Origin of the sequence: Trichocoleus sp. Lan (assembly GCF_039961855.1) — a bacterium.
GTDB lineage: Bacteria > Cyanobacteriota > Cyanobacteriia > Cyanobacteriales > FACHB-T130 > FACHB-T130.
This window is the reverse complement of record NZ_JAMPKA010000001.1, coordinates 69,641-91,719: the sequence shown is the minus strand read 5'-3', so window position 1 is coordinate 91,719 and position 22,079 is coordinate 69,641. Positions and strand designations below refer to the sequence as shown.

Annotated in this window: 13 protein-coding genes and 1 pseudogene; 4 read left to right on the top strand and 10 right to left on the bottom strand. The window is 45.1% G+C overall.

The genetic code is table 11. The features are described 5' to 3' along the window. Positions 1–11: 11 nt before the first annotated feature. The 3 genes from NDA03_RS00360 to NDA03_RS00350 are packed head-to-tail and all read left to right on the top strand — an operon-like array spanning position 12 to position 9,594. On the top strand, positions 12–5,618 hold the full coding sequence (locus NDA03_RS00360; RefSeq protein ID WP_348236980.1) for a PAS domain S-box protein: 5,607 nt from the start codon (positions 12–14) through the stop codon (positions 5,616–5,618). 4 nt (positions 5,619–5,622) lie between these two features. Next, on the top strand, positions 5,623–7,596 hold the full coding sequence (locus NDA03_RS00355; RefSeq protein ID WP_348236979.1) for an adenylate/guanylate cyclase domain-containing protein: 1,974 nt from the start codon (positions 5,623–5,625) through the stop codon (positions 7,594–7,596). 15 nt (positions 7,597–7,611) lie between these two features. Continuing rightward, on the top strand, positions 7,612–9,594 hold the full coding sequence (locus NDA03_RS00350) for a diguanylate cyclase (RefSeq protein WP_348236978.1): 1,983 nt from the start codon (positions 7,612–7,614) through the stop codon (positions 9,592–9,594). A gap of 59 nt (positions 9,595–9,653) precedes the next feature. Here the strand turns inward: NDA03_RS00350 and NDA03_RS00345 are convergent, their stop codons facing one another. The 10 genes and pseudogenes from NDA03_RS00345 to NDA03_RS00300 all read right to left on the bottom strand — a co-directional run. After that, a complete protein-coding gene (locus NDA03_RS00345) occupies positions 9,654–11,198 on the bottom strand; it encodes a GH3 auxin-responsive promoter family protein (protein ID WP_348237081.1) in 1,545 nt (514 codons plus the stop codon). 144 nt (positions 11,199–11,342) lie between these two features. Further along, complete coding sequence (locus NDA03_RS00340; protein WP_348231881.1) at positions 11,343–11,951, bottom strand: acyl transferase; 609 nt, start codon at positions 11,949–11,951, stop codon at positions 11,343–11,345. Between the two features lie 59 nt (positions 11,952–12,010). Next, positions 12,011–12,742 (bottom strand): sterol desaturase family protein, encoded by a 732-nt coding sequence (locus NDA03_RS00335; protein ID WP_348236977.1) that lies wholly within the window; start codon positions 12,740–12,742, stop codon positions 12,011–12,013. A gap of 335 nt (positions 12,743–13,077) precedes the next feature. Then, entirely contained in the window at positions 13,078–14,100 is a 1,023-nt protein-coding gene (locus NDA03_RS00330; RefSeq protein ID WP_190413391.1) for a Rieske 2Fe-2S domain-containing protein, read from the bottom strand. Positions 14,101–14,148: 48 nt separating this feature from the next. Further along, entirely contained in the window at positions 14,149–14,448 is a 300-nt protein-coding gene (locus NDA03_RS00325) for a 2Fe-2S iron-sulfur cluster-binding protein (RefSeq protein WP_190413393.1), read from the bottom strand. A gap of 248 nt (positions 14,449–14,696) precedes the next feature. Then, on the bottom strand, positions 14,697–15,746 hold the full coding sequence (locus tag NDA03_RS00320; protein WP_348237080.1) for an aromatic ring-hydroxylating dioxygenase subunit alpha: 1,050 nt from the start codon (positions 15,744–15,746) through the stop codon (positions 14,697–14,699). Between the two features lie 59 nt (positions 15,747–15,805). Next, the gene (locus NDA03_RS00315) at positions 15,806–17,011 is read right to left on the bottom strand and encodes a P-aminobenzoate N-oxygenase AurF (protein WP_348237079.1); all 1,206 of its coding nucleotides are present in this window, start codon (positions 17,009–17,011) and stop codon (positions 15,806–15,808) included. Positions 17,012–17,040: 29 nt separating this feature from the next. Then, complete coding sequence (locus NDA03_RS00310) at positions 17,041–17,958, bottom strand: ferritin-like domain-containing protein (RefSeq protein WP_348236976.1); 918 nt, start codon at positions 17,956–17,958, stop codon at positions 17,041–17,043. After that, complete coding sequence (locus NDA03_RS00305; protein ID WP_348236975.1) at positions 17,955–18,803, bottom strand: SDR family oxidoreductase; 849 nt, start codon at positions 18,801–18,803, stop codon at positions 17,955–17,957. Before NDA03_RS00305 ends, NDA03_RS00310 begins: the two co-directional genes overlap by 4 nt. A 254-nt stretch (positions 18,804–19,057) precedes the next feature. Continuing rightward, positions 19,058–20,074 (bottom strand): annotated as a pseudogene (locus NDA03_RS00300) (aromatic ring-hydroxylating dioxygenase subunit alpha); the annotation flags it as partial. Positions 20,075–20,467: 393 nt separating this feature from the next. Here NDA03_RS00300 and NDA03_RS00295 point away from each other — a divergent pair. Then, positions 20,468–21,937: a hypothetical protein gene (locus tag NDA03_RS00295; RefSeq protein WP_348236974.1), complete on the top strand. Its 1,470-nt coding sequence runs from the start codon at positions 20,468–20,470 to the stop codon at positions 21,935–21,937. Positions 21,938–22,079: the final 142 nt, after the last annotated feature.

The window sequence follows — 22,079 nt, the reverse complement described above, 5'->3', positions numbered from 1 at the left end:
CTCATAAATTAATGGTACAAAAACTTAAAAACCAAGTTCGGCAATGGCGCGGGCTACTGATTACAGCTCCGATTGTGGCTTGCACAGTCATCGCTACAAGTTCTTTAGGCGTACTGCAAATATTTGACTTGGCGATATTGGATCAATTTTTTCGCTGGCGACCTCGCGAACCAATCGATCCCCGTATTGTAATTATTACTATCAATGAATCAGATATTGAAAAGGTGGGACGATGGCCTATTTCTGATGCTCTGTTAGCTGAAGCGATCGCAAAACTGAAAGTTCAGCGACCCAGAGCCATTGGCTTGGATATTTATCGAGATTTGCCAGTCCCTCCTGGTCATCAAGCACTGGTGAAAGTATTTGAATCTACGCCTAATCTAGTGGGTGTCGAAAAAGCGGTAGGAAATCCGGTTGCTCCACCCCCAGCGTTGAATCGTCTCAACCAAGTGGGACTCGCGGATTTGGTGTTAGATGCAGATGGCAAAGTCCGTCGAGGGTTGTTGTCTATTAGAACATCTGATGGTAAAACCCATCTGAGCTTAGGCGCAAAGCTGGCTTTAATGTATCTGGAAAAAGAAAAGATTAGCCTCCAGAGCATTGGTGCTAATAAATTGCGATTAGGGAACGCTGTATTTACCCCATTTACGGGAAATGAAGGCGGTTACGTTCGTGCTAATTCCGGTGGCTACCAGATTTTGTTGAACTACCGGGGGATGTTAGAAAATTTCTCCACGGTATCGATGACGGATGTTCTAGAGAACCGCATCCCGCCCAATCTTTTACGCGATCGCATTGTCTTAATCGGCGCAATCGGCTCTAGCTTCAATGACCTTTCCTTCACCCCTTATAGTAGTAGTCTCTTTGCGACTCCCAAACGATTACCGGGCGTCGTCATTCATGCCAATTTAATCAGTCAAATTTTGAGTGGTGCTTTAGAGGGTCGTCCTTTGATCCAGGTTTGGTCTCAACCAAAAGAAGCCTTATGGATTTTGGTCTGGTGTTTGATTGGTGGTGGAGTGAGTTGGACGTTACTTCGCTTCAACCCCTTGAAACAGAATGTTGCTGCCAGATGGATCGTCTCTGGGGTTAGCATTTGCTTAATCGGGGGAATTCTGACAAGTGGCAGTTACCTAGCTTTTTTAGCCAGCTGGTGGCTCCCTGTCGTTGCCCCGCTAATCGGCATGACTGGCTCTGCGGTTGCGCTGATCGCTTATCGGAGTCTGGAAGACCAGCACATAGCAAACCTGGAGCGCAAACAAGCAGAAGCCGCGCTGCGGGAAAGCGAAGCGAAGTTTCGCCATCTCGCGGAAAATGTACCGGGCGTAATTTTCCGGTACATCCTCCATCCAAACGGCAGCCATGAGTTTACTTACATGAGTTCTGGCGCTCGTGATATCTATGGATATGAACCAGAAGCGATCGTCCAAAATCCTCAGATTGCCTGGAATGCGGTGCATCCCGATGACCTGCTTTTGCTAAATGAAACCATCCTAGTTTCTGCTAGAGACTTGCAGCCTTGGTACTGGGAAGGTCGCATTACCTCGCTTTCTGGTGACTTGAAATGGGTGCAAGCCACTTCCCGCCCGGAACAGCAAGCCAATGGTGACATTATTTGGGATGGCTTGCTCGTTGACATCACCTGGCGCAAGCAAGCAGAACATCTGCTTGCCGACTACAACCGTACTTTAGAAAGCCAAGTACAAGAGCGCACTGCTAAACTAGCCCAAACCAATGCCCAGCTAGAGCAGGAGATTGCCGAACGAAAGCAGGTAGAAGCAGCCTTGCATCAGAATGAAGAACGAATGCAGGCGCTTTTGAGCGCGATTCCCGATGCAATGTTCCGGCACCGGATAGACGGCACTTATTTAGACGTAAAAGCAGGCGAAGAAGCCTTTCAGATGCTGCCTGAAGCTTTAATTGGCAGAAACTTATGGGATTTACCGTTGCCCGAACAGGTTAAAAATGACCTGCTAGAGTATTTTCGGGTAGCAGTTGAAACCGGAGAGCGACAAACCTACGAACACGAGGTGGAAAAACCCGATGGCATTCACAACTACGAGACACGCATCGTCAAAAGTGGTGCTGATGAAGTGGTTTGTATCGTGCGGGATATCACAGAACGCCAGCGTTTCACGGCTGCTTTAGAGGAAAGCGAAGAACGCTATCGTTCAGTCGTGACAACAATGGCAGAAGGCATTGTTTTGCAGGATGCCAACGGTGTTATCCATACCTGTAATGCCAGTGCTAACAGAATTCTCGGCTTGTCTCGCGAGCAAATGATGGGGCGAACTTCCCTCGATCCCAGCTGGCGAGCCATTCGTGAAGATGGTTCGCCCTTCCCAGGAGAGGCACACCCAGCAATGGTGACGCTACGAACTGGCGAACCTTGCTCTGATGTAGTGATGGGAGTTTACAAGCCAGATGGTAGCTTAACCTGGATTTCTATTAACGCCCAACCTCTATTTCGGGCTGGCGAATCTCTGCCGTATGCAGTGGTATCTTCATTCGCGAATATTACGGCTCGCAAACAGGCAGAACTGGCATTAAAAGAAAGCGAAGCCCGTTTTCATGGGTTCATGGATAACAGTCCGGCGGCTTCTTGGATCACGGATGAAAATGGGCGAATTGTTTTCTCTAGCAAAACCTACCGCCAGATACTCCAAATCCCAGACGGCTATGTAGTTGGAAAAACTGTTACAGAGCTTTATAGTGATGAATTCGCGCAACAGTATCTGGAAAACATTCGGAAAGTCATCCAAACGAATCAGTCAGTAGAGGCGATCGAACAAGCTCCCAGAACGGACGGCACAATCGGGGATTTTCTGGTATACAAGTTTCCGCTGGCGAACCTCTCTGGAGAACGCCTTGTTGGAGGTGTGGCGATTGACATCACCGAGCGCAAACGGGCAGAGCAAGCGCTCAAAGAGAGCAACGAACGTTTTGAGCTAGCGGCATCGGCAATTAAAGGATATGTTTACGACTGGGATCTGAAGCAGAATATTGTTCTGCGGACGCAGGGACTCTATGAAACGAGTGGATACCGTCCCGAAGAAGCCGGACTCACAGGTCAGTGGTGGGTTGATCGCGTCCATCCGGAGGATTTGCCGCAGGTTTCGCGAACGTTTTCCCAGGCGATCGCTCATCAAAATGAGTATATGCTTGAATATCGGTTCCGTCACCGAGAAGATCGCTACACTCATATGGTGGATTATGGGGTGGTTGTGCGAGGCGCAGACGGACAGGCACTTCGAGTTGTCGGTCATGCTATCGATATTAGCGATCGCAAACGAATAGAAGAAGCTTTACGGGAGAACGAAGCTCGCTTGCGAAGCCTTGCCGATAACCTTCCCGGTGCGGTTTTCACCTACACTTACTGTGCTGACGGCAGACATTTTCTAGACTACATCAGTGAAGGGTGTGGCGAACTTTTAGGGATTTCCGCTCACGAGGCGATGGAAAATTTCTCTGCCATATTAGCTCGATATCACTCAGAAGACCTCCCTGGTTATAACGCCGCTTTAAAAATCAGCCTCGACAATTTAATGCCTTTCTATTATGAGTGGCGGTATCTCCACCCAGATGGGAGCGCTCGTTGGCTGGCAGCTAGCTCTCGTCCGGAATCCCAAGCTGATGGCAGCATAATTTGGCGGGGGGTACTTCTAGATATTAGCGATCGCAAAATTGCTGAAGAAGCTCTTCGGCAGCAACAAGAGTTCCTGCGAAAGGTAATTGATAATGACCCCAACACCATTTTTGTAAAAGACTGGGAAGGACGCTTTGTGCTGCTTAACAAAGCTGCTGCCAAGCTCTACAACACGACTGTCGAAGAACTGGTGGGTAAACGGGATGTAGACTTCCATCCATTCTTAGAGGATGTTGAGCATTTCCTCCAAGAAACCCGCTCTATCATTGAAACGGGTCAAGCCTTATTTATTCCCGAAGAAAAAGTGACAGGCGCAAATAACCAAGATAAGTGGTTTCAGTGGCAAAAGATTCCTCTGCATCCACCTGCAAGTGATAAAATCTGCGTTTTAGGAATCGGAGTCGATATTACCACTCGTAAAATAGTAGAAGCTGAACTTGAACGAGCCAAAGAAGCTGCTGAGGCTGCTAACCGCGCCAAAAGCATCTTTCTCGCCAACATGAGTCACGAACTCCGAACCCCCCTCAATGCCATTTTAGGCTTTTCCCACCTCATGAGTCGTGCCCCCAATCTTTCAACAGAACAGCAAGAAAATCTCACGATCATTCGTCGCAGTGGAGAACACCTGCTGACACTGATTAACCAAGTCCTTGACCTGTCCAAAATTGAAGCTGGACGCATGACGCTGAGTGAAAATAACTTCGATCTTTACAGCTTGCTAAATGATGTCGAAGCGATGTTTTCTTTGAAAGCTACAGAAAAGAGCTTAAACCTAAAATTTGATTGTGATGTTGATGTTCCCCGATACCTCCGCACAGATGAAGTTAAGTTGCGTCAAGTGTTGATTAACTTACTAAGTAACGCCGTTAAATTTACCGATTCCGGAACAGTCTTAGTTAAAGTGAAATTAGGGACAACAAATTCCGAATTTCCTTCTTTCTCTCCCCTTTCCTCAATTATTTTTGAAGTTTCCGATACGGGAGCCGGTATTTCTTCCGAAGAACTTGACAAAGTATTCAAACCTTTCGAGCAAACAGCCGCTGGTCAACAAGTACAAGAAGGAACTGGTTTAGGATTGACAATTAGCCGTCAATTTATCCATTTAATGGGAGGTGAAATCACCCTCATTAGTGGTGGCAAAGTTTTCACTCCTGGAACCCCTATCAGGGAATTTAGTGACGATGCAAGTGCTTTATTTGCAAAGGGAACAACGTTTAAATTTAACATTCAAGCAAATATTATCGCTGCCAGCGAGATTGCAATCCCCCTCCAAAACCGCCGCGTTATTGCACTCGCACCCCAGCAACCTCGCTATCAAATACTAATCGCAGATGATAGCGATTTTAATCGCCAACTGCTGCTTAAACTCCTCCAGCCTCTTGGCTTTGAATTACTAGAAGCCTCTAATGGCAAAGAAGCATTAGAAATCTGGGAACGTAGTTCACCTCATCTAATTTGGATGGATATACGAATGCCGATAATGGATGGCTATGAAGCCACTAAACAGATTAGAAAGCGAGAGAATCAGAAACCTTCAGTTCAAAAGACATTAACCAATTTTCGTACCGCGATTATTGCCCTGACTGCCAGCGCCTTAAATGAAGATCAAGCATCTGTTATTGAAGCTGGCTGTGATGATTTTATACGCAAACCTTTCCGAGAAGAAGATATTTTTAATGCTATCCACAAGCATTTAGATGTCTCTTTTACTTATGAGGAAATGGCCGCTACATCTGAGAAAGAAATACTAGAACTGCCAGCCTTAAATACTGCCGAGTTGGCTGATTTACCTAAAAGTTGGTTAGAAGATTTATATCAGGCTCTTGTTGAGGGAGATTTAGAAATTATCGCTACACTGATTGAGGAATTGCACCCCAAAAATGATGTGTTGTCAAAAACTTTAATGACATTAGTTAATCAATACCAGTTTGAGCAATTGTTGATATTGATTCAATCTGTGAAAGACTTATAATCCGATGGAAGCACCTATCGCCAGACCTAATATCCTAGTAGTTGATGATAATCCTGCAAATTTAAAACTTCTCTTCGACATCTTATCTGAAAAGTCTTACAAAGTGCGAGTTGCACCTAGCGGTCAACTCGCACTCAACGCTTGCAATTCAAATCCTCCTGATTTGATTTTGCTTGATATCAATATGCCAGAAATGAATGGATATGAAGTTTGTCAACGTCTAAAAGCTTCTGAGAAAACTCGCGACATTCCAGTTATTTTCATTAGTGCTTTAGATGATACGAATAACAAGGTGAACGCCTTTACAGTTGGTGGGATTGACTATATCACAAAACCTTTTAAACGTTTAGAAGTATTAGCCAGAATCGAGAATCAGCTACGCATTCGAGAGCTAAAAATGCAACTAATAGAGCAGAATAAGTTATTGCAAGAACACCTGGATTCACGGCGAAAAGCAGAAGTTGAACTTCGTCTTTTACTCGCAACAACTCAAGCGATTAGTCGCAAAAATAATGTTCCTTCCGTGTTACAAGCTGTACTGCGCTTAGTTGGGATAACAATTCAATGGGATTATGGCGAAGCTTGGTTGCCCACCGAAGATAATAATATTTTAGAATGCAGTCAAAATTGGTATTCTAGCCACGCTAGTTTCTGGGATTTTAAAAAACAAAATAGAACAGTTACCTTGGCTCCTAATCTAGGGTTACCAGGTAAAATATTTGTTTCTAAAAAACCAGAATGGGTAGAAAAGATTCTAAATTCCGGAGATTTGCCGATTTTGGGCGAGGAAATAGGAAATGCTAGTTTAGCATCTGCTTTTGGAGTTCCTATTATACTAAACGAACGAGTATTAGCTATTTTGGTTTTCTATAAAAAAGGTTCGGTTCCGATTAATTTACATACCATTAATTTAGTAACCGCAGTAGCTACACAATTAAGTCCTTTAATCTATCACAAGCAAACTGAAGAAATTCTCAGAATTACTCAAGAACGCTATCACAGTATTGTTGAAAATGCAGTAGAAGGAATTTATCAAACAACACCTTGCGGGCGTTATTTGAGCGCTAACTTAGCACTGGCGAAAATTTATGGGTATGAATCTCCAGAAGAATTAATAAACAGTAGTCAAAATGTTGAAGAACAACTTTATGTTAACTCGAATCGACGGCGTGAATTTATAGAAGAAATGAATTCTAATCAAGCTGTCAGGGGATTTGAGTCTCAAGTTTACCGCCGAGATGGGACAATTATTTGGATTTCTGAAAACGCGCGTTCAGTCTGCGATTCAAAAGAAAAACTTCTCTATTATGAGGGAACGGTTTCTGATATCACAGAGCGAAAATTGGCTCAAAAGCAAACAGAAAAACTTTTATTAAATATATTACCTAAACCAATTGCTGAGCGGTTACAACAAAAGCAGCAAGTTATTGCCGATAGTTTTTCTGATGTTAGTGTTTTATTTGCTGATTTAGTAGGGTTTACTAACTTTGCATCCACAAAGACTCCAACTGAACTCGTAGAAATTCTCAATCAAATTTTTATTGAATTTGACTTATTGTCTAATCGACATGGATTAGAAAAAATAAAAACGATTGGAGATGCATATATGGTAGTAGGAGGACTACCAATACTAAGAGCGGATCATGCCTCATCAATTGCCAAGATAGCGTTGGATATGCAAAGTTTTATTGCTAGATTCAATACCCAAATTAATGAAAAGTTCAGTCTTCGTATAGGAATTAATATTGGACCTGTAGTTGCTGGAGTAATTGGTTTAACAAAATTCAGCTATGACTTATGGGGAGATACGGTGAATGTGGCTTCCCGGATGGAATCAAGTGGGATTCCTGGTCAAACTCAGGTCACGGCTGCCGTTTACGAACGCTTAAAAGAACAGTTCCTTTTCCAAGAACGAGGGACTATTTCAATAAAAGGGAAGGGGGAGATGATGACTTATCTGTTGATTGGTCAAAAATAACGATAAAAACACTTTATGGATCAGGGTCAAGATTTAAAATTAAAAGAGAAAATACTGGTAGTAGACGATACTCCAGCAAATGTTAGTTTGTTAACTAAAATTTTGTCAAATCATGGATATAAAGTGCGTGTTGCTCTGAGTGGTAAGCTAGCGCTGCAATCAGTTCAGGCAAGCCCTGCCGATTTGATTTTGCTCGATATCAAAATGCCGGATATGGATGGGTATGAAGTTTGCCGACAGTTGAAAGCCTCAGAGCAAACCTGTAGTATCCCAGTTATTTTCATCAGTGCTTTAGATGCAACCTTTGATAAGGTGAATGCTTTTACATTAGGGGCAGTAGATTACGTCACCAAACCGATTGAGCCGATTGAGGTTTTAGTACGAATTGAACATCAATTACGGCTGCGTCGGTTTCAGTTACAGATGCAAACTCAGAATACACAATTACAACTTTTACTGACTACAACTCAAGCAATTAGTTCTGCTGCTGATGTAGAAGAAGCATTAGAAGTCATTTTAATCAATCTTTGTCAAAATCTCGGTTGGGATATTGGGGAAGTATGGATGCCTTCCTCGAAGGGGACTGTACTTGAATATTGTCGATGTTGGTACCAGGATATCCGTTTTGATGAATTTCGACGCCAGAGTGAGGCGTTTCGTTTTTCTCTTGGGGAGGGATTGCCAGGACGAGTGTGGCTGTCCCAACAAGTGGAATGGATCGCAGACATAACGCAGGAGAACTCGACCCTTTTTCTGCGGAGTCAAATTGCCAAGCAAGCGGGACTTAAAGGAGTCTTAGGAATTCCAATCGCCTTCGACCATCAAGTGCTGGCAGTTTTGATATTTTTTCATGAGCAGGAAATCACGCCGGATGAGCGATCGCTCCAACTCGTCAATGCAGTCGCGACCCAATTAGGCTCAATGATTCAGCGCAAGAAAGCGGAGGAAGTGTTGCGACAACAAGCAGCACGGGAACGGCTAATTGCTGAAGTTACTCAACAAATTCGCCAATCGCTGAATTTAGACGAGATTCTGGATGCGACAGTCAACAGCATTCGACAGTGTTTGCTTTCGGATCGGGTAGCTATCTACCAGTTCGCCGCTAACAATAACGGCACCTTTGTAGCAGAATCAGTTGGTAAGAACTACCCTCACATGTTAGGACAGACTGTGAATCCATCCTGGATTCAAGAAGGTTTTAGCACTTTTTTTCAGGGATTCCCAATCGTTTTGGACAATATTGAAAAGTTTAATTTTACAGGTGATGGGATTGAGTTTTTCCAACGCTATCAGGTCAAAGCTGTTGTAGCAATGCCGGTTTTGAAAGAAGAACGTCTGTGGGGGTTACTGATTGCTCACCAGTGTGCTGCTCCTCGTGACTGGCAGCCATTTGAAGTGGATTTGTTGTCTCAGTTGGCAAATCAGGTAGCGATCGCAATTCATCAATCCCAACTCTACCAATATGTGCAGTCTGCCAACCGGGAACTCCGGCAACTCGCTAACCTAGACGGCTTAACTCAGATTGCGAATCGTCGCCGATTTGATGAGTGTCTGAATACTGACTGGAAGCGACTAAGACGGGAACAAGCACCGCTGTCTTTGATTTTGTTAGATGTGGATTTTTTCAAACGCTACAACGATGCTTACGGTCATCTGGCAGGGGATGATTGTTTGCGACAGGTAGCTGGTGCGATTAAAAGTGTTGTCCGGCGTCCCGCGGATTTAGTGGCGCGATATGGTGGGGAAGAATTTGCCGTAATTCTTCCTAACACTGATATTGAAGGAGCGGTTTTCGTAGCAGAGGCGATTCGACAGGCAGTTAGTAACTTGGCGCTTCCCCACAGTCAGTCTAAAGTGTGCGGCTATGTAACCGTCAGTTTAGGCGTGGCGAGTAGTGTACCCAATTTAGAATTGTTGCCGCAACATCTAATTAATGCGGCTGATGCGGCACTTTATGCAGCCAAAAAAGAGGGGCGCGATCGCGTAGCGCGAGTGTAAGCACTCGGTTTTTCCTTTCTTTGTATGCAACTCCTGACTCAAAATCTCTAGAGAAGATGTCAGCGAAAACAATTGTTCTGAGAGGCTTTTTCTAGTTCGACGAGTAATTCTTCTTCAAGGGGTGCGATCGCTAACAGAGGATGTTTCAAGTCTCCCCATTTCTTGCCAGCTCGCATCCCATACAGGGTGAGAATTTCCGGGATTTGTCTTGAGACCAGCACCCGCGCTGGAGCCAGCTGTCCTAAAAGTCGAGCTTGTCGATAGTGGTGCGATCGCATCAAAGCATCATCTAATCGTTGAGCGATCGCATCGGGTGACTCTTTGGCAGTGTCGAGCAAAAGAATATAACGATCCACTGGCTTTCTGACAGGTACCAAACTCTTGAAAAACGTTTTTTCTAGCGCCAAATCCTCAAGGACAGAACGCACGAATTCAGAATGCAGCTTCTCACCCACGAGATCGCTTGTCGCCTGATTTCTCCCCAAAAATTCCAGACACGGCGTTCCTTGATAAAAGTGGCTGACGCGCACGCGATCGCCAATTCGGTAGCGGTATAATCCCCCTTTCTGAGAAATAATTATCTCGTAGTCAATCCCCGCCACAATCTCGTGGAGTCGGTGGATTTTCCCCTCTCCATCCTCAAACTCAAAGAACACCTGATCGAGCATCGGGACGCATCCCTTTGCCTCAATTAGGGGAATCGTCATCGGTGCTTCGGTGGCGAGGAGTCCTTTTCCCTGCACCATGACACCCGGAAACAGCGATCGCAAAAATCCTGCACCATCTGCCGCATTAGCACTATCCCAGCAAGAAATTAACTTTAATTCTTGCCAAAGCAGCGTCCACGGAATCTCTGGCTGCAACAGGAGTTTAGAACGCTTTGCTGACATTTTGTTTTTGAGTTCTTTCCACAGTCGTACTCGATGCGTCTGGATGTAGTCGAGTTGTACGCGAAGGAAACTTGGACTCCAAATCGAGATAACTTCCAGATTTTCTTCGAGTAGGAGCGCGTGGGCAAGTTTCTCCTTGAATTCCTCTGCATTGCGAAGGCGATTCAATCCGGGAGGAGAAACCAGAAAAGGACGAAGAAATAACATTAACCATTCGTCCAGATACTCCGAATCATCCTCCAATCCGACGGGAATGCTATTTGGGCTTGCAGTATCAAGCCGGGGAGAGATGCAGAAGTATATCTTACCCGTAGAAAAGCCTGGGCCATGCTGAATTAGGTCATGTGCCCAAACACAGAACATCTGGTTAAAGGTAGCTCGAAGAGATTTGGTGTAAGGAATGGATTTTGCCGAGCCACTACTTCCGGAAGTCTTTTCGTAAAAGAGAATCGATTCTGGTGTCAAGATTGGCTGCTGGGTTGTTTTTTGCCGCTCGATCCACTCTTTGAGATCGTCGTAGTTAACAATCGGAATGCGATGCCAATCTGCAACCGATCGGATACCTAAAAATTTGCCATATTCACTCTTGGCAAGATTGTCTACAATTTCCTCTTGAACGGATTGCTGGGTTCTTTGGGGATTTTCTAGTGCTTGCAAGAAGCCCTTGGCGTAGGGGGAAAGAAGTTGTCCGAAAAGCTTGACAATAGGGCGCATCATATCAAATTTGTTTGGAGGATTAATTTGGAACCTCACCCCCAGCCCCTCTCCGCCAGCGGAGAGGGGAGCCGGAAGTTAAGAGGGGGGGCGGAAGTCAAAAAGGGAGTCGGAGGCGGTGTGTTCGTTGCCTTCGGTTGGATATCACTTGAATTTCTTGTTGGGATAAATGTGGGTCGCAACCGGAACGTAGGTTCCTTCCTCAACTACAACTCCGGGGCCAATGTGATTCCAGGCTCCTAGGAAGACGTTGCTGCCGATTTTCACTTTTTTGACATACAGCATCAAGTCCTGTTTTCTAGGTTTGATGATGTGGGAGTAGATGCCAACTCCGTGACCGAAAACTGCGCGATCGCCTACCTCAATCAGTCCGCGATCGGCTATTTCTAACTGCGGTGTCCAGTAAACGCTTTTACCAATCTTGGCTCCCCACAGTCTCAGCCATAGAGAAAAAGCACCAGGAATCAGGCGTAGCAGGGTTTCCAGCGCTGGAAATGCAATGTAGATAACTTGGATTTGGTGACTTCCCCACCAGGGTGAATACTCTTTGCTGCCTAGATAGCTGATCCCTTCCTTAACTGGGTAAAAACGCTCGTGGAGGCGATACACCAACAGGGGAAACCCATACAGAGAAAGGAAAAGAGCCGAGATGCTGAAGATTCCTGGAAAGAAGCAGATCCCCAGAAAAGACGCGATCGCAATCAGGATAACTAAGGCGGGAAAACAGGAGAGTATTGTGCCGAGGAAAGTCATAGTGAAATTAAAAATGCTTGCATTAAAAATGAAGAAGTCAATTTTTTAATTTTTAATTGCTAATTCTTCCAAGGCCACAGTAGCTTCTGAGTTAAGGTAAGGTTGATTTTGACCCCCAAAGAATCCGGTACGCGATCGCTTTTGTAATACGTTCCGTGCATCCAATCCCAAAGCTTAAAGTTGGCTCCGTAATTGCCACAAACTGAGCTACTCGCATGGTGCCAAGCATGATCTTGAGGTAGTATCAGCAAAGTCGATAACCAGCGATACAGCGAAGAGTTTGGTGTTGGAGTTATGGTGCTGTGACGCCACAAGTCTAAAGCTGAGCTAAGACTGACACCGGCGATGTACCATGTGGGATCTTGCAGCAGATAAATAAATAGAGCGTGAACCCATAAGTAGACGATCAAAAAGCTCGTCCACAGAGTATTTCTAGAAGTAGACAAGACATTCATTTCGGTGCTGGTATGATGAACCGCGTGGAGAGACCAGAGCCACCGATTATGTAGCAAGCGATGGTTCCAGTAGTAGATGTAATCCACAAACACGAAGCTCAGCAAGAATGCCGCGACTGGAGGCAGAGCAAGCAAGGCGCGATCGCTGGGTAGAAGATAGTGGTACAGATGGTAAACTACTGTCAGCTGAAGAATTGGGATGAGAACACCCTGAAAAAACAGACCAACAGCATCTAAAATCCAGTCCTCATAGGTTCTCATTCGCAAGGCGGTAAAACTGCGCTGATTCGCCACAGTCAGCGTCATTAAGATCGCAAAAGTAAAGAATACTCCCATCGCTAATCGCTCAATTTAGGGAATGTTGCCTGATATTGAATTCGTTTGAATCGTCATCATTTGGAACCTCACCCCCAACCCCTCTCCGTTAACGGAGAGGGGTGCCGGAGTGTGGGGAGAGGTTTTTCTATACCCGCTGAATTTCCCTCGCTAACGAGGGGAAATAGGATTTCTCCCTCCTCGTTAACCGGGAGGGTTGGGGTGGGGTTATAGAACCCGCCGCATTTCCCTGGTTAACGAGGGGAAGTAGGATTTCTCCCTCCCCGTTAACGGGGAGGGTTGGGGTGGGGTTCCGGATTCCCAGTGATTGATAAGCATTGATAGACTCCCACCGATTAAACCCAGAAGGTTACTTGAACAGACTTATCCAAGAGAGTTCTAGGATCTTCTCCTGCTTCAATCTTGCTCCGAATCGATTCAACTAGGACGTGGATTGTGTCAGCTGGGGTATTGGCAAACTGGGTGCCGTACTTTTCGATTACCTCTTGCTGAATACCAAGCGCTTCCACATCCTGACGGATAATATATTGGGCAGTCCAGCGAACAAAGGGACGCGCAATCTTATTCCAGATGCCGTAGTTAAAAGTGACGTCGGTATAGACGAGAGTAGAGTCCTCCGCTTCCGGAATCGATTGGCTAGTAATAAAAAGCCTTCTTTTCGGTGCCATATCGTATTCCACGCTGGTAACGTTTGGCATATGAAAACTATCCGTGTGCCGGATCTCGTAACCTTTCCGATTTAGAAAGCGGGTATACCAGCCGAGATTTGTCGTTTCGTTGCGGTATTCTGCGAAAACTGAGCCGTCTCGCCTCTCTACCATCATTTCCAGCTTTTGCTTGCGAGAGGTGCGAAATACCCCAGGGTGAACCGAGGCGGTGTGAGGAATATCGATAAAATTTTCCGCACAGTTGGTAACGTTGTTCCGAAAACGGTTAATAACCCGTACCGTCTCCCATCCAGGCTTTCCGTAGTAAGGCATTTGAAAAGGCTCAAACTCCTCACTCGGCTTTTGTGCCAGCCTCACATAGACGTATCCATCCTGCTCTCTAGTGTCGTAATGCTGAGTGCGACGAGCATGAGTCACCTTAAAATCTTCTCCCTCTGCGGGGACAGCGACTACCTTCCCAGTTTTGTCGTAAACCCAGCCGTGGTAGGGACATTGGAGCATTCCCTGACAGACTTTTCCTTTAGAGAGACGGCTGTTTCTGTGCATACAGCGATCGCGCAATGCCACTGGTTTTCCGTCATCTCCTCGAAAAACTGCCAGCCATTCCCCCAAAACCGTGCGTTCCAGCACAGTATTCGGCTTCAGATGTTCGCTGAGTGCCACAACATACCAGAAATCTTCAAATTTCACTAATCCTCCGCAATAAATTAAAAATAAGAAATAGAAGATTTTTTGGCTTCATTCTTCATCATAAAAAGCAGCAATTTCAATGTCACTGGTGAGATCCAATTGACAAGCTAACCTCACTTGGTTATTTCCTGGTGCTAGAGTTTCTAATACTTCCTTTTCATCTTTGCGAGGAAGAGGAATATTACCTCTTACAACTACAATGCAAGTCCCACAAATTCCGGTACGACACCCAAAAAGTACCGGAGAATTTTGTACTGTAAGATGCTCCGAAAGATTAGAGTGCTTTGCCAGAATTAAGGGAGAATAATCTGTTTCTGGAAAGCGGATAATACAGCATTCATCATTCATATTTAATTAAAAATTTTTAGTTAAGTATCCACCAATAAAAATTTTTGTTAATTAGTTAAAACCCCTTCATTTGTAGGTTGTGTTAAACAAAGGGAAACCCAAGCTTGCAAATCGTTAACAACGTTGGCTTTCGAGCCTCAACCCAACCGAAACCTCTTCTCTCTTTCTCTTCCTTGGCGTCCTCTGCGTCCTTAGCGGTTCGTCCAAAAAATCATAAATCCAAATTAACTGACCTGATTGCAAATCATTTATTTTATATAATTGAAATTTTTAGACCATACAGAAACTTCAAGTTTGTTTACATAATACATATACTTAACTAATGGCGTATCAATATTCAGAATTGCATTGGGATTATAACGAATATTGTCATAAATTTGTCCATCTTCCCCTTTCAAAGCATAGTATCCCAGACGGGTGAATAAGAGTAATAGTTGCGTCACCAACCAACCAAACAATCCTGTTCTTTTCTCTGCCACATAAATCGGTTGAATACGAGTTCTTCCAGGTGCAACTGGAGTATAGGCATAAATCATGTGCAGCGAAGGAAAAAGCCGAACATTCTTCATCATCGTTAAAAGTCCGATGCAGCCATCGGCATATCTCATAGAATACTCATAAGTATCGCCGAGAATTTTTCGCCCCAGGCGTTCTCTTCGAGTAGTTTTAGGAAACTCCCCTTGAAGAGTAAAATCTATCACATTGCCAGATTGATTCTGACGCAAGGATAGATTCATATTGATGTCTACTTTGTGAACAGTTTGTAAATGTTGAGCATCAATTCCATTCATCATACAAATGTGATGATGACAACTCCGCTCAAATGCTTTGTCGTGTACTGTTACAATTGATTTGCCTTTAAGTTCATCAAATTCTGCCACACCTTCTGGTGCTTTTGAATCTGGATACACCCAAATCAAACCGTATTTTTCATCAGTAGCATAAGATTGAAGGAAAGCTTTTTCAGGAATCGCCGATTGGCAGGGGATATCTTGACACTTTCCTTCTCCATCAAATGCCCAATGATGGAAAAAACAACGAATCGAATTTCCATCAACCCGCCCAATTCCTAAATCGGTTCCTAGGTGGGGACAATAAGCATCTAAAGCGCGAACTTTCCCATCTTGTCCGCGAAAGACAACAATTTTTTGTCCGCAGATTTCTAAGGATTTTGCCTTACCTGGAGGAAGTTCTCGGCTAGGGCAAGCAATATACCAGCCTTTGGCAACAACATCCCAATTGTTAAATATTTTCATTTTCAAAAGGGGTTGCGTGTTTAGATTTTGAGACTCGTTCATGTAAAAAAGTAGGAAATATGCACGGTTATTTCTCAAGTCGGTAATGGGTAAAATTTTTCCTAAGCCCAATTACCAATTACCTTCTTTTGAGTAGCGAGGTACTGGGGAATAGAATTAGCAGCCATGATGGACATCTCCCGGTTACTTGCCCAAGCGTAGTCAACTTTTTCGAGGTAAACTTTGTAGGAATCCATCGCTTCTGTACGGGTTTTGTAGCTGAGGTGCAGCCCTTCAGATTCCTCTGTGAAGCACAATCGCATCATTTCTTTGGCTTCTGGGTCGCTCATTCCAAAAATAGGCGATCGCAATACCTCGTAAATTGCCGAATAGAGGGCGGGGTCGTACCAAAAAATCCCGTTAATCGCGACTGAAAAGTGATAGTGATCTCTCTGACAGCCGCGTATTCCCAAGTTTGCCACTAGCTTCTCAAAAGCAGTTGGCGGCTTGAGACACTTCACTACGTCATGGGAAAGAATCGTAGAGCTGTTAAAGTGAAAGCTCTCATCCATGAAGTGATAAAAGGAAATTTTCGAGGGAATGGGAGCGTTCTCTGGGTTGGGATGCTTTTGGTAGTAGTTGCTGAGCTTATGCTGCACTAATTTACCGTTTAGCGTCCGGATACCCCGAACGGTGAAGTATTGGCAAGCCAGAAAAGTATTGCCTGCTGACAGCATTCCAAAGCTTTGCAACTGAAGTTTTTTCCACCACGTCTTGAGAGCATTGGTGTCCGCAAAAATCATTGTCTCTGCAAATGGCCCGCGCATAGGATAGCTGAAAACGCGCTTGCCAAAAAGCTGTGCTTCTACCTCGCTAGAGATTTTTCTGAAGGCGCTGATATGTGCCCTTTCCTGAGCAGATTCTAAGTCGAGGGTATCGCAAACTAGGCGAAAGTCTTCTTGGGCGTAAAGTCCGGCGGCGCTAGTCTGATTAAAGTAAATCGTGGCAATTTCTGCGGAAACGATCTGCGAATAGTAAGCTACCCAATAAAGTTGATTTAAGATTATTCTTTGGCTTACGCTCGCTTGTTCCCACAACGGAGTTCCGTAGAGTAAGGAATATTCTTCCGGGTTCCAATATTCATTTTTGCAGTCTTCATATCGGAAAGATGCTGCGGCTTCGTCGAGCAGTTGGGTATGATCCTGCTGTTTATTGCGCGTGTGGTTGATCTGAAGCTTGCGATAGACTTTTGAGTTCTCTAGAAGGGTGTTCCCTTTGGTTTCGTTAATCTGAAGTTGCTGGTCAACCTTTGGGTCTTCTAGAAGCATGTTGTCTTTGGGTTCGTTTAGTGTTTTATTCATACGCATTTTTCTGCGGGGAAAGGCTGGAACGCCCCCCGATCCTCTAGTTCTTGAACGATAATTCCCGCCTCTTCTCCCCGCATCAGGGAACGCAGGAGATTGAGACGGATTCCGCTATGAGTCTCTGTGTCGAGTTCCTGGAAAATCCTCAGCTTCTGCTGGCGGGACAAATGACCCTTCACTTGCTCAATGGCGGCGACGACACTCTGAGGCCCTACCCGAACCATCTGCAAAAATAGGGCTAGGGTTTCGATGATGGTTGCTTGACTCGCTTGGGAGACGGATATCTGGTTGAACAGAGTGACTCCGGTGCCGTGGTGACGGCTCTCGTCTTGCAAAAATCCCTCGAATATCCCAGCTAGCTGAGGATTTACACAGTCTTTGGCGAGACTTCTGTAATGGCTCAAACCCCACCCCTCTAGCACTACCTGAAGCACAAATAGCAGGACTGTTTTATCCTGGGTTTCCACCAAATCTGCCAGGAAGCGCAAGAAGGGGTCGTCTGTCCCCAGGAGGTGTTTTTCAGGCAAAAAATGACTAATCTGGGCAAGGTGAGTCACTTCGTCGGAGCTGAAGAGTGCGTAGAGCATTCGCTCCTCGGTGGTTTCTGCCAGCAGCACCATTTTTGCCATGTAACCGACTCCGGCTTTTTCGATGAAATAGGCTTCTTCTAGAAGCCCGCTACTGCATCGCCGCAGGATTTCTGCTTGCTCTTGTTGGCTAGAATCTTGGAAAATCTTGACTTTCTCAAGACCAAAGTGAGCGGCGTCCCAGTAGGAATTGCTCATAAATTCTGGGGAAATCGGATCGTCACCCAGCCGACTCTTCAAGGCTGAGGAGAGTACGCGACGCAGCTTGTCGTCAGATTGGAGGTGGGGTAAGTTGAAGCCTGCTGTTTTTTGGTATTGATTCATCGGCTTTTGCTCCCCGTAAACAGTCGTCGATAAATCATTTTTGATAAAGGCAGGCGCAACCTGTCTGGCAACATTTGTTGATAAATATGGGTGAAATTGGCATCCCAACCGACTCGACGGCGGAGTTGGCGATCGCTTCCTTCGGCAATATCAGCAACCCGTTTGGCGACCAGATGCGTATTATCCTGAGCCGTTGAGATAACTCGCTGATTCAGCCTCCGGTAGTTTTCCGTCTGAATTCGATAAGTTTGAGAGTTCCCTTCCGCCCAGCTCATATTCTTGCCATTGTTCGTCGTCTTGCTGGCTCCAGGTTCTACCAAAGCGACACGAACCCCGTGGGACTCAAGCTCGTAATAAAGACTCTCTGCTAAGCCTTCCAGAGCATACTTGCTGGCGCAATGAGCCGAGGTTAAGGGAAAGCCCGTAAAGCCGAAAGTGGAGGAGATAAAAATCAGGGTTCCCTGCGCTTCCCGAATCAACGGAAGCAAAGCGCGAGTCAGGAACACGCCACCGAAGAAATTTACCTCAAATTGACGGCGGATTTGCTCCTCGCTCAAATCCTCCAAAGCGCCGTAGAATCTGTAGCCTGCATTATTTACCAAACAATCCAGCCGACCTCTTTGACGAACTGCTTCAACTACGGCATCTCGTTGGCTGGATTCGGTGATTTCCAGGCTGAGAATCGTCAAGCGATCGCTATATTTTTCTAGGGATTCCGTGAGGATTTCCCGTCGCTGCGGTGCGTTCCGCATCGTACCAATGACGTGCCAACCCCGCCGAAGAAACTCATCAACCATAGCCCGACCAAAGCCGGACGAACAGCCTGTAATCAATACAGAACTCATCTCGCCTCCGTGGTTAGGGAGACAGGACTGAGTGCTGAGGAGGGAGGACTGAGTGCTGAGGAGGGAGGACTGGTTGTTGAGGAGGGAGGACTGAGGACTGAGGAAGAATTCTCCTTTACCTTTCGGCTTCCCTGACCTTCTGCTGCGAGAATTGGGGAGTCCTGCACCTCCTTTCCTTGCAGGGAATGGGGTTGGGGGGTTAGGACTGCCTTATCCAAATCATATTGCCGCTGCTCCTCCTCCGGCAAAGCCGCCTCCCAAGTTCCCCACGCGATCGCTCTCTGTTTCTCGACGTGCTGGATGAACTGGATAATCGACTTATCCTCTTTCGTCGGAGTCTGAAAGTCAAACTTAATCGTTTGGAAAACTTGGGTGTCTCCTTTGGCAAAGTAATGCCCCACCATTTTCGTCAGCCAAAGCACGATTCGGTTAAACATCCAGCCGAGTACACCCGGACGCTTCTTAGTAATTAATAAAGTCTGTCCTTCAGTTTTTCCGGCTTCGGTGAGGCGAAGGGCAAACATGATGTAGAAATGGAGAAAGTCTGGCCCAAGTGTCACTGTGCCAGTGCTGCCGTACCAATAGCACATAGTATAAGTAACTTCATTTTTGTATAAGGGGCGGATTAGTTTTACAAACAGAGAATCTTCCCCTCCCCGCGTGGTGTTACTGAAGGCGATCGCGTTTTCGTCTTCCTGCTTCTCGAACACTATTTTCAGTGGCAGGTTGTGAACGGTATTGAAGTGTTGGGCGTCGATAGCGTTAATCATCACCACGTTAGGGTGACAGTTCTTCACAAAGCGAGACGCGATCGCTGCATCGCATTCTTCGTCTTTGAGTTCGGGAGGGCACGGCAAAGGCTGTCGTGGTGTTTCTCCAGTCCAAACCCACACCATCCCGTACTTCTCAGCCGTAGGCCAACTTTGTACCTTCGCTGGAAGCGGCTTTTCCAAACACGGAATATCGATACACTTCCCCACTTGGTCATACTTCCAATTGTGGAAAAAACAGCGAATTCCGTTGCCTTCGACTTTTCCTTCGGCAAGGTGTGCGCCCATGTGCGGGCAATATGCATCAAGAGCGATCGCTTTCCCATCCTTGCCCCGATAAATCGCCAGTTCCCTTCCCAAAAGGGTTACAGGCTTCACCTCACCCACCTTGAGATTGTGAGAGGGAATAGCCCAATACCATCCCTCAATAAAGCGATCGGGATTGTTAAAAGTTTGGGTTTTGCGAAGAGAATTAGACGCTTGCAAATTAAAATTCACCATAATTTATATACTAATAACGTTCAAAACTTCACGCCTGCGTGAATGTGCCGATCTAGAAAGCTTGACATAGGGAAGTTTCCCCCCTCCATCCACCCCTAAAATCAGTTTGGGGTTCCTATTTCTTTATTACACTAAGAATTTGCAAAGCTCTGGAATTTATGACTTAGTTTAGTAAATTTTTGTTTCAATCTAATTTAAGTCATTCAATATTTCATTAAGTAACATCTAAAAATTGTTCAACCTTTAGTTCGTCTTATAGTAGCCTGCGTTTAGGGTTAGAAATTTAAGACTTATTTATAGAGTCTTCTTCTCTTCCCTCTCTTTCCTTCGCGCCCTTCGCGCCTTCGCGGTTCGTAAAAAAAGAAAATTTTCCAACTTCTTTAGCACTACCCTATGAAATTTCAATCATTTATAAAAAACTCTTTAGGGTCGAAAAGATTAGCCGAAAGAGTGTATCAACGTGCCCAACGAGGCGTACCCGCTTACAAACAGTTTTTAGAAACTCAAGGAATTAAAGCACGAGTTCCATTTAACCAGCTACCTTTGTCAGACAAAAAATCCTATGCTTTAGCTTACCCATTCGAGGAATTGCTGGCAGATGATGCTGATAAAATTTATGCGATCGCTCGTTCTTCCGGCTCATCCCGAAACCCATTCTATTGGCCTATTCTAAAATCAAATAGCCGTTTTGTCGGTCTTAAAACCCGGATATTTCTGGAACGAACCTTTGCTGTACACAAGAAAAAAACGCTGGCAATTGTCGGACTTAGCTTAGGAAGTTCTCTCGGAGGAGTGTCTTTTTCCTGGGCGTTAAATAATATGGCAGCGAATACGCCTTATCGTTTTTGGGTATTCTGCCCAGGCATCCAGCAAGATGATATTATCGAGATGATCTGCAAGATGAACCCATTGGTAGATCAGATTATTTTATTGATTGTACCATCTGCGATCGCGCATCTTCATCTAAAGGCAAGTGAGCAAAAGCAATCGCTTCCCTTGGAAAAATTAAGATACATCGTAATTGGTGAACCTTTTCCAGAAAGTATCCGCACTTCTTTACAAAATCGGGCGGGGATAGCAGAAGATATCCCCTTTATGTTTTCTATGTACGCCAGCGCCGATACTGGGGGACTGGGAACTGAATCTCTCGCTTCGATCGCTTTGCGAAAAATACTGTATCGTAACCAGAAACTTGCTAATTCGCTAGGTCTAGAATCTCCCATTCCTCACTTCTTTCATTTCATTGCTTCCGACACTTTTGTGGAACTTGTTGATGGTCACTTTTGCGTGACTCGTTGGCAAGGAATTCCGCTAGTGCGCTACATTCTCTACGACCGTGTTGCGTTATATAGTTGGAGCAAATTAAGAAAAGCAATTCTTACTTCGGACAAGCTAGATTCTCAGGATGAAGCTTTAGTTAAGATTATTGCAAAATCTAGCCCTTGGCTTCCAAATATTTTAGCAGTCACGGGTCGCTCAGATAGTTGTTTAATTCTTTTAGGGACTAATCTGACCGAATATATGTTGGATGCAGCGGTAAAATGCGAAGAACTCAACGATATTCTCACCGGACTATACCGCGCCCGAATTGTTTACGAAGAAGATCAACAGTATCTAGAGTTCGATTTGGAAGTTCGGCAAGGCGTCACATCCGATGAAGCAGTAAGCGATCGCGTCTATCACTCTTTAGTAAAAACATTAGGGCAAGTTCAACCCGAATTTATGGATGATTGGAAGCGCGTTTTTAGCGCTTGGGACAACGTTCCGAATAAACGTATTCTTCGGCTAAATTTTTTACCTTGGCCTGATTTATCTCAGAACACAGAGAACACTATTAAACAAAGAGGAATTGTTAATCAGTAATCATAAAGAATAAAAAAATTTACCCTCATCTTTACTTACGAAAAGTCTTTCAATTCTCTCATGAACGAGAAAGAAGCATATTTCCCCCTCCCCGTTCACGGGGAGGGCTGGGGTGGGGTTCCGAATTACAAGTAAGGGTTTA

Excerpts from the sequence above, each read along its gene's own strand:
- NDA03_RS00360 (WP_348236980.1), top strand. The coding sequence starts at position 12 with ATGGTACAAAAACTTAAAAACCAAGTTCGGCAATGGCGCGGGCTACTG.
- NDA03_RS00355 (WP_348236979.1), top strand. The coding sequence starts at position 5,623 with ATGGAAGCACCTATCGCCAGACCTAATATCCTAGTAGTTGATGATAAT.
- NDA03_RS00350 (WP_348236978.1), top strand. The coding sequence starts at position 7,612 with ATGGATCAGGGTCAAGATTTAAAATTAAAAGAGAAAATACTGGTAGTA.
- NDA03_RS00345 (WP_348237081.1), bottom strand. The coding sequence starts at position 11,198 with ATGCGCCCTATTGTCAAGCTTTTCGGACAACTTCTTTCCCCCTACGCC.
- NDA03_RS00340 (WP_348231881.1), bottom strand. The coding sequence starts at position 11,951 with ATGACTTTCCTCGGCACAATACTCTCCTGTTTTCCCGCCTTAGTTATC.
- NDA03_RS00335 (WP_348236977.1), bottom strand. The coding sequence starts at position 12,742 with ATGGGAGTATTCTTTACTTTTGCGATCTTAATGACGCTGACTGTGGCG.
- NDA03_RS00325 (WP_190413393.1), bottom strand. The coding sequence starts at position 14,448 with ATGAATGATGAATGCTGTATTATCCGCTTTCCAGAAACAGATTATTCT.
- NDA03_RS00320 (WP_348237080.1), bottom strand. The coding sequence starts at position 15,746 with ATGAACGAGTCTCAAAATCTAAACACGCAACCCCTTTTGAAAATGAAA.
- NDA03_RS00315 (WP_348237079.1), bottom strand. The coding sequence starts at position 17,011 with ATGCTTCTAGAAGACCCAAAGGTTGACCAGCAACTTCAGATTAACGAA.
- NDA03_RS00310 (WP_348236976.1), bottom strand. The coding sequence starts at position 17,958 with ATGAATCAATACCAAAAAACAGCAGGCTTCAACTTACCCCACCTCCAA.
- NDA03_RS00305 (WP_348236975.1), bottom strand. The coding sequence starts at position 18,803 with ATGAGTTCTGTATTGATTACAGGCTGTTCGTCCGGCTTTGGTCGGGCT.
- NDA03_RS00295 (WP_348236974.1), top strand. The coding sequence starts at position 20,468 with ATGAAATTTCAATCATTTATAAAAAACTCTTTAGGGTCGAAAAGATTA.